Genomic DNA, 12587 nt, shown 5'->3' on the forward strand with positions numbered 1-12587 from the left:
CACTTCCCGCGGTTCTCACTCGCACCGTCGGCGCTCGCTCCGAACCGCGCGGGTCGCGCGAACGCCAGGGAGTGCGAGCAGCACGTCGCGGAACGCGACGGAACGAGCGAGCGCCGCAGGCGCGAGCCGGAGGAATTCGTTCCGGCCGTGCTCACGGCTCCCTGCGGTCGCCGTTCGCTCGTTCCGTGGGTCTCGCCCCTCGCTCACTCCGTTCGCTCGTCGCTCCGACCCACGTGCACGACACTCTCCAGGTACTCTTCGAGCGTCTGTCGGCCGTCGTCGATGGCGTCGGGTTCGTCGAGGGTGACGTAGCGGGCGCGCGCGCCGTCGACGATGGTGAGGCAGGCGGTGGCGACGTGTTCGGGGTCGACGTCGCGGAAGACGCCCTGTTCGATGCCGTCCTCGACGACGGTGCGGAGGAGCGCGCGGATGTACTCGTTGTTCTGTTTGAACTGCTCGCGGAGGTCGGCGTCGTAGGGGGCTTGCGCGCGGAGTTCGATGACGGCGACGACGAGGTCCCGGTACTCGGGGTCGTCGCGGAGGAACTGCCCGGCGAGGTCGTGGAGGCGCGCGGCCGGCTCGACGGTCTCTACCTCCTCGACGTGCTCGACGAAGCGGTCGAGGAGGTATTCGAGGAACGCGACCATGAGTCCCTCCTTCGTGTCGTAGTGGTAGTGAATCGCGGCCGTCGTCTTTCCGTACTCGTCGGCGATGGCCTGCATCGTCAGCGAGGCGTAGCCGTGTTCGCAGAGCGCGCGGTACGTCGCCGCCATAATCTCGCTCTCCGTCTCCGTGCGCTCTGCGGTCTCCGGGGGCTCCGGCGACTCCACCATACGCGCCACTCGGCCGGTTCGCCGGATAGGTGTTCCGACTACCCGCGTGGCAAACGTTCAAACGGCTTCTCCCCGTCCCTTCGAGTATGTCCGAGACACCGCGGCGCGACCGGCCGTACGGCGACATCGTCGTCCCCACCGACGGGAGCGACGTCTCGACGAACGCCATCAGTGAAGCCCTCACGCTCGCCGAACTCGCCGGCGGGACGATTCACGCCGTCTTCGTCCTCGACCCGAGCGTCGTCGCCGGCGGGCCGCTCGAAGACCTCACGCTCGATACGAGCCTCGACGCCGTGCTCGACGAACTCGAACACGAAGGCGAACACGCGCTCGCGGAACTCGAGCGCGCCGCCGAGACCGAGGGCGTCGACGTCACCACGACCGTCCGCGAAGGCACGCCATCCGTCCAGATCGTCGAGCACGCCGACGACGTTGACGCCGACGTGGTCGTCATGGGGACGCACGGCCGCAAAGGCGTGAGCCGCGCACTCCTCGGCAGCACCGCCGAGAAAGTCATTCGGAACGCCGACACGCCCGTGATGACGATTCGGAAACCCTGACTACTCGCTCGGGCCGTCGAGGTCCTCGGGCGCTAGCTCCCGGAACGTCTCGTTCCCGCAGTCGCACGCGCCGTCCGCCGTGAGCCGCTGGAACGCCCCGTCGCCGCGCACGCGGAGCGTGTAGACGGCTCCGCACGCCTCGCACTGCCCGAGCGTCGTCTCCGGTCCCGGCCCGCCCATGCCACCGGTACGCAACCGGGTCGATATACCGATATCGATGTGCTCGAACCCCGACAGTCGTACACAGGGATACTTTCTCCGGACACGGTGGTGTCCTGGGCCGCCGTCGCCGCGACCGACTCTTCCCGCTATCATCACCACTCGCCTTTCCGCCTTCGGCACGTTCAACCGCCTGCGCGAACCACCGAGAAGTATGCCTCGGCTGCTCTCCGGCGTCCGCGGCGACGGCCGCGGCCGCGTCCTCGCCTTCGTCGCCGCCGGCTGGTTCCTCACGCTCGGCCTCCGCTACGTCGTTCCCGCACTTCTCCCCGCCGTCAAAGACGCCTTCTCCCTCGGCAACGCCGGTGCCGGCCTCGCCGTCACCATCGTCTGGGCGTTCTACGCCGTCATGCAGTTCCCCGCCGGCGGCCTCGTCGACCGCGTCGGCGAACGCCGCCTCCTCGCCGTCAGCCTCGTCGCCGCCGCCGGCAGCCTCGCCGTCCTCGCCGCCGCCCCCTCCTTCTTCACTTTCCTCGTCGGCTGCGCCGTCTTCGGCCTCGCCACCGGCATCTACGGGCCGCCCCGCGGCACCGTCCTCTCCCGCACCTTCCCCGGCAACGACGGCACCGCCTTCGGCATCACGCTCGCCACCGGCAGCGTCGGCTCCGCCATCCTCCCCCTCCTCACCGGCGTCTTCGTCGGCTCCCTCGGCTGGCGAACCACCCTCCTCACCGCCATCCCGCTCTTCTGCCTCGTCGCCGTCGGCACCTGGCGCGTCGTCCCCGCCCGCGCGTCCACTCCCGACGCCGACACCGACCGCTCCTACGCCGCCGTCGCCCGCGACGCCGCCGCCGCCGTCCGCACCCGCCGCGTCGCCGCCCCCGTCGCCGCCGTCACCTTCCTCCTCTTCGGCCTCCAGGGCTTCACCGCCTTCGTCCCCACCTACCTCGTCGACGTCCGCGGCTACCCTTCCAGCACCGCCGCCGCCGTCTTCGCGCTCTTCTTCGTCGTCGGCGCAATCAGCCAGTTCGCCGCCGGCGCGCTCGCCGACCGCTTCGGGAAACGCGCCGTCCTCATCGCCGTCACCACCGCCGCCGTCGTCCCCCTCGCCGCCCTCCCCTACACGCACGGCCTCCTCCCCGTCGCCGCCGCCGTCGGCCTCGCCGGCGTCCGCCTCGCCATGGCCCCGCTCTCCAACGCCTACATCATCGACAGCCTCCCCGAGAACGTCCAAGGCCTGACCTGGGGCGGCCTCCGCACCGGCTTCTTCGTCCTCTCCGCCACCGGCTCCCTCTTCGTCGGCGCGCTCGGCGACCGCGGCCTCTTCGACGCCTCCTTCCTCGTCCTCGCCGCCCTCACCGCCGTCGGCGCGCTCTGCTACCTCGCGCTCCCCGACCGCTGACACCCACCGCCCTCGAAAACGCCGCCGCTCTCCACCTGGTCGCTCTCGCAGAACGACCCGCATCCGTGACTGCCCGGTCTGTCGAACTAGGCCACGTCGGTACCTCGCTAGCCGGTGTCGCGATCGGGGCAGACCGCAGTTCGGGCGTGTCGGGAGAGGGACCCCAGTCCGCTCAGTTCGACTCCCCGAACGCCGCGTCCAGCGCCTCGTCCCAGCTCCCGAAGAACTCGACGACCTGACTGATGCCGTGCTCGCCGTAGCGCGCGAACTGCTGGCGCGACGGCAGCGTCCCGAGCTCCTCGCCGACCGACGCGATGTCGTCCGCGAAGAGCTCTCCTCGGTCGATGCCGGCCTCGTCGAGCGCGTCTTCGAGCGACCCGAAGACGACCTCGTAGCTGAGCAGGGATTCGCTCCCGCCGACGACGACGTCGTCGCGCGACGGCACGGCCGCCTTCTCCTCTTTCAACGCGCGAAGCTCGTCAATCATCCGCTCGCGCTTCGCCGCGTCCTCCCCGTCGTCGGCCTCCGCGTCCGCGGTCTCGGATTCAGACGCCGCGTCCGTCTCCTCGGCCGTCGCCGCGGTCGTCCCGCCGTCCGACACGGGGTCGGGCTCGTCGGCGACGTCGATGGGCACCGAGTCTTCCGCGGGCGCGTCCGTCGACGGTCGCGCACCCGACGGCTCCGGATGCACCGGCTCCTCCTCGACCGAAATCTCCGCTGACTCGGGCTCCGCGGTTTCGATTTCGACCTCGGTCGTCGGCTCTGCTGCGGACGCCGACGTCGGCTCTGCGTCCGTCGCCGGCTCCGCGGTCGGTTCGGGCTCGGCCGTCGACTCCTCTTCCGCGGACGGTTCGTCGGCGCTGGTGCGCGCGGTGTGCCACTCGTTGAGGCGGTCCCGTGCGGCGTCCCACTCGCCGAAGAACCGCTCGTACATGTTCGCGCTGTACTGGCCGTGCCGGCTCATCTCCAGCTTCGACGGGAGGTGGCCGAGCGCGTCCGTCACGCGCTGGAGCTCGCCGAGCAGGCGAGCCTCCTTGTCGACGTCCGCGGCGGCGAGCGCGTCGTCCCACGACCCGAACGTCGCGATGTAGTCCTGTGCGCTGTACGCGCCCTGATCGCGGAGGTCGTGCGCGCGGAGGAGTTCCCCGCGCCCGTCCTGGAGGTCGCGGAGCTCGTCCAGCATCGCCGCTTCCTCCTCGCTCCACGGGCTCTCCTCCACCGCGTCCGGCTCGGAACTGGACTCTGCCTCGCCTCCGCGCTCGGCGTCGACGGCCGGTTCGGATTCGACTGTCGACGCGGATTCGGCGTCGACTGCCGGCTCCTCGGCCTCGGTTGGCCGCTCGGCGTCCGCGGGTTCGTCGGGCATCGCCTCGGGGAGCGCGTCGACGTCGGGGAGGGCGGCGAGGCGCTGGGTGATTTCCTCGCCGCGCGGGAGCGCGCCGTCGTCGCCGAACGCCGTACAGGGGAGGCAGACGGACTCGTGGCCGTCGGGCGTCTCGATGTCGAAGGCGGCCGGGCGGTCGTCGCAGCGCACGCAGCCCTCGTCGGTCGGCTCGGCGGCCTGCGGGAGCATGTTCACGTACTCCGCGTAGTGGTCGCGCGCTCCCTGGAGGGCGTCGAGGGCGGCGTCGAGGTCGCCGTCGTCCATCGCGACCTCGTAGCGGTCGTGGGCTTCGCGGGCGTCTTCGAGCGTGCCGAGCAGGCCTTCGAAGTCGTCGACGCCGACGAGCTGCGCCTGCTGCTCGCGGAGGGTTTCGCGCTCGCTGGCGACCGTCTTCGTGAACGCGTCCGCGGGGTCGAGTTTGTCCATCGCGTCTTCGAGCGCCGCTTCGGCTTCGTCGTGGAACGCGGGGATGGACTCGTACTCGCCGGCGCGGACCGCCTCGTGCACCTTATCGAGGGCCGCGTCAGTCTCTTCGAGGTGTTCGGCGGCGGCCTTCGCGCGGGAGAGACGGTGTGCGTCCGCTTCGAGGTCGGCGGAGAGCTCCTCGGCGCGTTCGCGGACGGCGGAGCCGTTCGGTGCGAGTTCGAGGACCTGCGTGACGGCGTAGGAGGCGTCGGTCAGGTCGACCTCCGCGCGCTCGAGGTCGCGTTCCTCGCGGCGTTCGCGGCTGGCTTCGCGCTGCTCGAACGCCTCGTCGAGGTAGTGTTCCGCGATCTGCTCGCCGACGTACGCGCGGACCGCGGGGACGGTGTTCCGCTGGTCGGTCTCGAACGTGATGGAGGCGTGTTCGCCGCGCACGGTGACCTCGGCGGTCTTCGACACCATCTTCCGCCGCGTCTCGGCGTCGACGGCGGTGAGTTCGCTGTACGGAATGGTGATGACGGCGTCGCCGTCGGGGCCGCCGGCGACGCAGAGAACGCGGTCGTCGGTCGCGACGACGAACGTCGCGTAGTTGCCGGTGGTGTGTTCGACGCGTTCGCCGGCGCGCTCGATGGCGGGCGCGCTGGACGCTTCGAGGACGTAGTGCGGGAGCTCGTCCTCGTCGAGGTACTCGTGGAGCGGCCGGTCGCAGAGGCCGGCGTCGGCTCGCACGCCGCCCGGGCCGGTGCGATTCAGCAGGGACGGGCTGTAGTCCCCGCGAGACCGCATGTAGGTTGATAGTAAGTTCATGGGTGGGGTCCCTCGTCTCACTTCCCTGTTTGGCTTCTCCCATTAAATATTTTACCGCCAAGAAATTTGAAAATAAATGCGCTTCGCGGGGGCGGCCATGCGGTCTTCGATTCGACCTCCGACTGCGAGAACCCGCGCAGAGGACGCGAACGCCGTCAGTTGGCGACGTGCGAGCCGCCGTCGACTCTCGTCACTTCGATATCGTGCTCCGTCACGAGCGGGTCGTCCGCGTCCGCTGTCTCCCTCGACTCGAACGTCGACGCCTCGGTGCGCTCCGTCGAGTCGACGCATTCGAAGACCGCGCCGTTCTCACCGACGACGACGTCGGGGTAGCCGAGTTCGACGTCGCCGAGCGCGTCCGGGCTCCCGAGCTCCGTGCGCGCCCACCGGTCGTCGCTGCCGGCGCGCCGCGAGTAGAGCGCGCCCGACTCGTCGAGCGCGACGACGCGCCCCTGGAAGACTTCGACCGAGACGAGCGGGGACCGCGAGACGTCGAGGTGCTCCCACTCCTCGCCTCGCAGCCGATAGAGCCGGCGGTCGGTCGCCGCCGCGTACACGACGCCCGACGGGTCCGCGTGCACGTCGTGATAGGTCACGTTCGGATTCACGGGGCCGAGGAGGTCCCAGCCGTGCTCCGTCCGCCGAGCGGTGTACCCGCTCGCGTCGATGGCGTAGCCGTGCCCGTCAGAGGTCATGGCGAGCGTCGTCACCGGGTCGCCGTCCGTCGGCCGCTCCGGCACGCCCCAGCTGACGGCGTAGCCGTCCACGTCGAACGGACGGACGTAGCCGGAGTCGTCGGCGATGAGCACCGATTCGTTCCCCGCGGGGCCGGCGACGTCGAGGGCGTCCCAGCGCGACGGCGCGCGCCCGGGAGTCGTGTACCCGTGTAGCTGGCCGTCGGCCGTGTCGTAGCACGCGAGCGCGCCGGAATCGCCGGCGAGCCAGAGTCGATTGCCGTCGGCGGTGACGGCGAGGAGGTCGAGGTCGTGGACGTACTCGCTCGGTCCGCCCTCGATGACGACCTCCCAGCCGCGGCCGCGGTCGGCGAGGAGCGTTCCGCGCTCGCCGAGCGCGTACGTGCCGTTCGCAGCCTGGGCAACGACGTGCAAGTCCGCGTCGACCGGGGTCTCGACGGGCGTCCACTCGTCCGTCCGCTCGTCCGCGTCGTATCGAGCCACCATTTGATACGTGATTCAACCCCACGTAATTAAAAGGTTCAGGCTCATCGCACACCGAACGACGAGCGCGCTCACCGCTCCTGCTCTCGTCCGCACCGACCCACGTGTCTCAATATTCGAGACTGTCTCTGCAGTTAAGAGGTCAGTGATAGTTCACACGGTAATGGGGTTGTTTTTATCACTATCCGGGTCGAACTCGTGCGATACTGATTTGACCGTGAATTACTAAGAGGTGGACAGATGCACGACCTGACCGGATTCCAACGCGACCTGCTCTACGTCATCGGCGGCCTCGACGACCCCCACGGCCTCGCTCTCAAGGACGAACTGGAAGACTACTACGAGTCCGAAGTCCACCACGGCCGCCTCTACCCCAACCTCGACACCCTCGTCGACAAAGGGCTGGTAGAAAAAGGCAAAGTCGACGACCGAACGAACTCCTACTCGCTCACGCGCCGCGGCCGCCGCGAAATCGAAGCCCGCCGCGAGTGGGAGGACGAATACGTCGACGCGTAACTCGCGACGCCGCTCAGCGCACCCACAACCTCCGCCCGCGTTTCTCGCTCACGCCCGACCCGCCGAGCGTGACGAACACGCCGCACGTCTCCTAGCTGATGACCACCCATATCTCATAACTCGCTAAACCGTCTAACTCCACTTAGGCGGCTTAGACATATCGGCCGTCGTTTCGTGCTGAATCCGTGTCCTGATACGCGTCGAACGCGGAACTCACCGTATGTCTCAGCGGTTCCGGTTCCCGCACGCGGTCGCCGCGGACCGGACGGCGACGGTGACGCGCGTCGCCGGGAGCCACGAGTTCGAGGGGCGCGACCAGCACCGCCGCTACCAGGTCGCCCTCGACGCCCCCGGCGTCTTGACCGTCGCGCACACCACTCCCGGCGTCCGCGTCGACCGGCTCGACGACGCACGCCTCGCGCTCATCGTCCCCGACGGCGTCGGCTTCGCGACCGTCCGCTTCTGCGTCGACGACACCTACTCCCGCCTCGTCCTCCCCGACCCGACGGTCGGCGCGGCGTGCACCGACGCTGCCGGCGGCGACGAAACCGCCGCGAACGTCGTCATCGACGCCGTCCACGCCGCCAGCGCGCTCCCGTCGGTCGTCGGCCCCTTCCTCGGCGTCGACGACACCCTCTCACTCCTCGACACGCTCACGAGCGCGAACGAGACCGCCTCCGACGACGTCCACGCCCACCGCTTCGACCTCGTCCGCGCCGCCATCCTCGCCCCGAACGGGCTCGCCCTCCCCGACGCCGCCGCCGTCGAACGCCTCGTCGCCGGCCTCGACGACATCGACGCCATCGGCGACCTCACCCTCCTCGACGCGCTCGGCGACTTCGTCGCCGGCCACCCCACCCCCGAACGCGCGCTCGACACCGTCACCGACCTCGGCTTCGACCGCGACGCGCTCGAAACCCGCGACGACGCCTGGTTCCACGCCGTCATCCTCGCCAACGCCGTCCGCGTCGGCGGTGAGGCGTCACACGCCGAACAACGTCAGGTCGCGGGACCTGACGGCGGCCTCGACGCCGCCCGCGACCGCGCCGTCGACCGCGCCAGCGACGCCCCCGACTACGAACGCGTGAAAGACGCCGCCGCGAACGCCGACTACTGGGACCGCGGCGCGGCCTGGCGGCGCGTCCTCCCCGCCGCCGTCGCCCGCTCCCGCCACGAGTTCGGCTACGTCCTCGCCAACGCCCTCTACTGGACGGGCGAAGTCGCCCGCACCGACGCCCGCGTCGAAGAACTCCTCCACGAAGCCGCCGCCGTCGTCGCCGCCGACATCGGCCTCGACTGGATCGAGGGCCACGCCCGCTACGAACGCGAACGCGTCGCCGGCCACCGCCACCGCAGCGCCCGCAACCACGACCGCGCCATCGCCCACTTCCGCGCCGCCGAAGCCCTCACGGAGCGATACGACTTCCTCGACGCCTGGGACCCCATCTACAGCCGCGTCGTCGTCCGATCCAACGCGCACTCCCGCGCCGGCGACCACGCCGCCGCCGTCGACACCCTCGACGCCGGCCTCGACGACATCGACGCCCTCGACCCGCCCGCACACCGCCGCGAGACCATCACGAACCACCTCCGGGGCCAACGCCGCGAACGCCTCGCCATCCTCGCCCGCGACGACGACCCCGACGAGCGCCGCGCCCACCTCGACGCCGCCCGCGACCACTACGCCGCCATCGAGTTCGACCGCTCCGTCGACCGCATCGACCGCAAACTCGCCGCCCTCGACGACGAAGCCGACGACGCAGACGCCGCCGACGAACGCCGCGACTCCCGCGCCCGCCCCCAGCCCGTCGCCCCGCCCCGCGAGGACTACGGTCCCGCCCTCTCCGACATCCCCGACCTCCACGACTCCCTCACCGCCACCGACCCCACCGCCGTCGGCAGCGCCGACCCCGGCGTCATCGACGACCCTTCCCCCCACGGCTCCCCGCGCTCACCCACCGACGACGACTGGTACTGACCGTCTGTCGAACCGGGCGATACGTAACGACTCGTCCGCGCTCCGCTGCACGCCCTGCGTCGACCTGCACGCCGTGAAACCACTGCTCGCCGTGCAAGCGACGAAACGTCGTGCAGCGTTTTCTGGCCACTCCTATGGGTCTGAACGCCTAACGAGTAGATATGGCCGTGAACTCGACTCCGCCGTCCGACACGGGACGCCCCGCCGACACCGGCATCGACACCGTCGTCGTCGCCGTCGCGGAGGACACGCCCGAGCGCGTCGTCGAGAGCGCGCTCACCGTCGCCGCCGACCACGACGCCGACCTCCACGCGCTCTCCGTCGTCCGCATGACCGCCGGCGTCGACCACTGGGACATGGTCGTCGAACGCCGCGAGGACGACGCCGAAACCGCCCTCGACACCGCCGCCGACGCCGCCGCCACTTCCGCTCACGTCGACCTCACCAAGCACCTCCGCTACGGCGACCCGGCCGACGAAATCGCTGCGTACGCCGACGCCGTCGACGCCGACCTCGTCGTCCTCGGCGACCCCGACCGCTCCGGCCTCCGCCGCCTCCTCACTCCCGCCACCGTCACCGCCCGCGTCCGCCGCCGCACCACCACCCCCGTCCTCGCCGTCGCCGACGACACCGCGACCCCCATCGACGGCTCCCTCCACCTCGGCGGCGACACCCCGGCCTAATCGCAGCGACCCGTTCGTACGGCGCACTATTTCTACTGTCCAGCGCCGCCCATCCTCGCGACCGCGCCGACGGCCTCCCCCAGCTCACGACATCTCGCCGCGAATTGGCGAGAATACACCATGAATATAGACATTAAAACTACCAGGAAGAGAATATTTTATCGAGTTCGCTGCGTGATTCGATAGTGAGTACTCGTAGAACGCCGTAAAGCGACTGAAAGAGTACTAGCAAGGCGTTCTATGGGTTGTGGTCTGCTCTTTACTCTACTTCGAGCTAGCGGTGACTTCCACTGGTGAGAATCCGGGCTTAAACCCCAGATAATCCGTCTCAAGCCCTATTCACTCGAGTACGCGAATACTCATTGGCAAAACTACTGGTAACGGTTCTTTCTGTCAAACTACCTCTAATCCATCACAATCTGGCTGTCTATGGATACAGTATCTGTGTACGGGGGATACAGTACCTTTATGCGGTGTCGTGCGGGACGTGTACACGGTTCACGATGCGTACGGTCAATCCGACGACGAACGAGGAGTTACGGACGTACGACCTCGATAGCGCCGCCGCCGTCGAGGGGACGTTGGACAGGGCGGCCGATGGGTTCGTGGCGTGGCGTGAGACGCCGATTACCGACCGGCAGGAGCGCGTGGCCGCAATCGCCGACGTGCTCCGGGAGAACCTCGAGGAGTACGCCGCGTTGATGACGCGGGAGATGGGGAAACCGCTCGACCAGAGCCGCGGCGAGCTCGAGAAATGCGCGTGGGTCTGTGAGTTCTACGCCGAGCACGCCGCCGAGTTCCTCCAGGACGACCACGTCGGCGTCCACCCCGAGGCGACGACGAAAGTCGCCTACGAACCGCTCGGCCCGCTGGTCGCCGTGATGCCGTGGAACTACCCGTTCTGGCAGGTGCTCCGCGTCGCCGCGCCGACGCTCGCCGCGGGCAACGTCATGCTCCTCAAGCACGCGCCGAACGTCACCGGCTGCGCGAAGACCATCGAGGCAGTTCTCGACGACGCCGGCTTCCCCGACGGCGTCTTCCAGACGCTCGTCGTCGAACCCGAGACGATTCACGACGTCATCGCGGACGACCGCGTCGCCGCCGTCACGCTCACCGGGAGCACGCGCGCCGGGAGCGCCGTCGCCGAGACCGCCGGGAAACACCTCAAACCGTCCGTCCTCGAACTCGGTGGGAGCGACCCCTTCGTCGTGCTCGACGACGCCCCCATCGACCGCGCCGTCGACGTCGGCGTGGACGCCCGCACCAAGAACAACGGGCAGGCCTGCATCGCCGCGAAACGCTTCATCGTCGTCGACGACGTCTACGACGAGTTCCGCGACGCGTTCGTCGACGCGATGGCCGACCTCACCGTCGGCGACCCGACCGACCCTGCGACCGACGTCGGGCCGATGGCTCGCGACGACCTCCTCGACGAACTCGACCAGCAAGTCAAGGAAACCGTCGACGCCGGCGCTGACGTTGTCCTCGGCGGCGAGCCGCTCGACCGCGACGGGAACTTCTACCCGCCGACCGTCCTCGAAAACGTCCCCGGCGACGCACCCGCGGCCTGCGACGAACTCTTCGGTCCCGTCGCGAGCCTGTTCCGCGTCCCGGACGAAGCCGCCGCCGTCGCCCTCGCGAACGACACCGAGTACGGCCTCGGCGCGAGCGTCTGGACGAGCGACGACGCCCGCGCCGAACGCGTCGCCGGCGAACTCGAAGCCGGTGCCGTGTTCGCGAACGACCTCGTGCAGTCCCACCCCCGCCTCCCGTTCGGCGGCGTCAAGCGCTCCGGCTACGGCCGCGAACTCGGCGAACAGGGTATCAAGGCCTTCACGAACGAGAAAACCGTCTGGCTCTCCCCGCCCGACGGCCTCGACTAACCGTCTACAGTTTCTGTCTCACGCACTCCTTCTCCCGACCGCTCACGGTCGTTTGGAGCGGTGGGCCGTCGAATTCGTGGGTTCGTCCGAACGTTTAACCCGTTTCGTACACAGTTCCTGTGTATGGACGACGACGGCTACCCTGGCCCGACCGACGACCCCGACCGCGCCCGCGGCATCCTCACGCCGAGCGACCGCGAGTTCCTCCTCGGCACCAAGACCGACTACACCGACCACTCGAAAAAGCAGAAACGCAACCGCATCCGCCGCCGCGTCCGCAACGCCATCCTCGACTTCACGATTCTCTTCGACCACCTCGAAGCCCGCGACCGCGAAACCGTCTTCGACCCCGACGACGACGCCCGCGACGCCTACACGCAGGGCATCACCGACATGCTCGGCTTCCTCCACCTCGGCACGATGGGGTATTACACCCCGTTCAAGGACATGCTCTCCGAGGGCGTCAACAAGGCCGAACAGCGCCTCGCCGGCTCCGACTACCGCATGGTGAACGTCGAGTTCAACGTCGACCCCGTCGGCCGCATCGACGTCGACGAAGTCATCGACACCCTCGAAAACGGCGAGTTCGAGCAGCTCACCGACGAGGAACTCCGCGCGTTCGTCCGCCTCTTCGCGGACTCCGACGAGTTCTCGCTCGACGCGGCCCGCGAGGAGATGCACGCCCAGATGGAAGCGTTCGCCGAACGCGTCGAAGCAGCCGACCGCGCCCGCGACGACGCCGTCGACGCCCTCGAAAAATAACGGCAATAGCGACACTAGC

11 protein-coding genes are annotated in these 12587 nt (G+C 69.2%); 7 read left to right on the top strand and 4 right to left on the bottom strand.

Going from position 1 to position 12587, the window contains the following annotated elements; genetic code table 11:
- Positions 1 to 203: 203 nt before the first annotated feature.
- The gene (locus IEY26_RS12230) at positions 204 to 833 is read right to left on the bottom strand and encodes a TetR/AcrR family transcriptional regulator (protein WP_188979320.1); all 630 of its coding nucleotides are present in this window, start codon (positions 831 to 833) and stop codon (positions 204 to 206) included.
- An 86-nt stretch (positions 834 to 919) separates the two neighbouring features.
- On the opposite strand from IEY26_RS12230, the gene IEY26_RS12235 reads away from it, so the two are divergent.
- Positions 920 to 1393 carry a universal stress protein gene (locus IEY26_RS12235; protein WP_188979322.1) on the top strand — a complete coding sequence of 158 codons (474 nt, stop codon included), beginning with the start codon at positions 920 to 922 and terminating at the stop codon, positions 1391 to 1393.
- On the opposite strand, the gene IEY26_RS12240 is transcribed toward IEY26_RS12235, so the two are convergent.
- Complete coding sequence (locus IEY26_RS12240; RefSeq protein ID WP_188979324.1) at positions 1394 to 1573, bottom strand: hypothetical protein; 180 nt, start codon at positions 1571 to 1573, stop codon at positions 1394 to 1396.
- 193 nt (positions 1574 to 1766) lie between these two features.
- On the opposite strand from IEY26_RS12240, the gene IEY26_RS12245 reads away from it, so the two are divergent.
- Complete coding sequence (locus IEY26_RS12245; RefSeq protein WP_188979326.1) at positions 1767 to 2954, top strand: MFS transporter; 1188 nt, start codon at positions 1767 to 1769, stop codon at positions 2952 to 2954.
- 172 nt (positions 2955 to 3126) lie between these two features.
- Here the strand turns inward: IEY26_RS12245 and IEY26_RS12250 are convergent, their stop codons facing one another.
- Together IEY26_RS12250 and IEY26_RS12255 are read right to left on the bottom strand one after the other, a co-directional pair.
- Complete coding sequence (locus tag IEY26_RS12250; protein WP_188979328.1) at positions 3127 to 5568, bottom strand: homing endonuclease associated repeat-containing protein; 2442 nt, start codon at positions 5566 to 5568, stop codon at positions 3127 to 3129.
- Positions 5569 to 5723: 155 nt separating this feature from the next.
- The gene (locus IEY26_RS12255) at positions 5724 to 6749 is read right to left on the bottom strand and encodes a ligand-binding sensor domain-containing protein (RefSeq protein ID WP_188979330.1); all 1026 of its coding nucleotides are present in this window, start codon (positions 6747 to 6749) and stop codon (positions 5724 to 5726) included.
- Between the two features lie 237 nt (positions 6750 to 6986).
- On the opposite strand from IEY26_RS12255, the gene IEY26_RS12260 reads away from it, so the two are divergent.
- The 5 genes from IEY26_RS12260 (at position 6987) to IEY26_RS12280 (ending at position 12568) form a co-directional block, all read left to right on the top strand.
- Positions 6987 to 7262 (top strand): PadR family transcriptional regulator, encoded by a 276-nt coding sequence (locus tag IEY26_RS12260; protein ID WP_188979332.1) that lies wholly within the window; start codon positions 6987 to 6989, stop codon positions 7260 to 7262.
- 220 nt (positions 7263 to 7482) lie between these two features.
- Positions 7483 to 9240, top strand: a complete 1758-nt coding sequence (locus IEY26_RS12265) for a hypothetical protein (RefSeq protein ID WP_188979334.1) — start codon at positions 7483 to 7485, stop codon at positions 9238 to 9240.
- A 161-nt stretch (positions 9241 to 9401) separates the two neighbouring features.
- Positions 9402 to 9923 carry a universal stress protein gene (locus tag IEY26_RS12270; protein ID WP_188979336.1) on the top strand — a complete coding sequence of 174 codons (522 nt, stop codon included), beginning with the start codon at positions 9402 to 9404 and terminating at the stop codon, positions 9921 to 9923.
- 503 nt (positions 9924 to 10426) lie between these two features.
- A complete protein-coding gene (locus IEY26_RS12275) occupies positions 10427 to 11806 on the top strand; it encodes an NAD-dependent succinate-semialdehyde dehydrogenase (protein WP_188979337.1) in 1380 nt (459 codons plus the stop codon).
- Between the two features lie 123 nt (positions 11807 to 11929).
- Positions 11930 to 12568: a hypothetical protein gene (locus IEY26_RS12280; RefSeq protein WP_188979338.1), complete on the top strand. Its 639-nt coding sequence runs from the start codon at positions 11930 to 11932 to the stop codon at positions 12566 to 12568.
- Positions 12569 to 12587 lie beyond the last annotated feature (19 nt).

Source organism: Halocalculus aciditolerans (assembly GCF_014647475.1).
Lineage (GTDB): Archaea > Halobacteriota > Halobacteria > Halobacteriales > Halobacteriaceae > Halocalculus > Halocalculus aciditolerans.

Excerpts from the sequence above, each read along its gene's own strand:
- IEY26_RS12275 (WP_188979337.1), top strand. The coding sequence starts at position 10,427 with ATGCGTACGGTCAATCCGACGACGAACGAGGAGTTACGGACGTACGAC.
- IEY26_RS12270 (WP_188979336.1), top strand. The coding sequence starts at position 9,402 with ATGGCCGTGAACTCGACTCCGCCGTCCGACACGGGACGCCCCGCCGAC.
- IEY26_RS12230 (WP_188979320.1), bottom strand. The coding sequence starts at position 833 with ATGGTGGAGTCGCCGGAGCCCCCGGAGACCGCAGAGCGCACGGAGACG.
- IEY26_RS12265 (WP_188979334.1), top strand. The coding sequence starts at position 7,483 with ATGTCTCAGCGGTTCCGGTTCCCGCACGCGGTCGCCGCGGACCGGACG.
- IEY26_RS12260 (WP_188979332.1), top strand. The coding sequence starts at position 6,987 with ATGCACGACCTGACCGGATTCCAACGCGACCTGCTCTACGTCATCGGC.
- IEY26_RS12250 (WP_188979328.1), bottom strand. The coding sequence starts at position 5,568 with ATGAACTTACTATCAACCTACATGCGGTCTCGCGGGGACTACAGCCCG.
- IEY26_RS12245 (WP_188979326.1), top strand. The coding sequence starts at position 1,767 with ATGCCTCGGCTGCTCTCCGGCGTCCGCGGCGACGGCCGCGGCCGCGTC.
- IEY26_RS12280 (WP_188979338.1), top strand. The coding sequence starts at position 11,930 with ATGGACGACGACGGCTACCCTGGCCCGACCGACGACCCCGACCGCGCC.
- IEY26_RS12240 (WP_188979324.1), bottom strand. The coding sequence starts at position 1,573 with ATGGGCGGGCCGGGACCGGAGACGACGCTCGGGCAGTGCGAGGCGTGC.
- IEY26_RS12255 (WP_188979330.1), bottom strand. The coding sequence starts at position 6,749 with ATGGTGGCTCGATACGACGCGGACGAGCGGACGGACGAGTGGACGCCC.
- IEY26_RS12235 (WP_188979322.1), top strand. The coding sequence starts at position 920 with ATGTCCGAGACACCGCGGCGCGACCGGCCGTACGGCGACATCGTCGTC.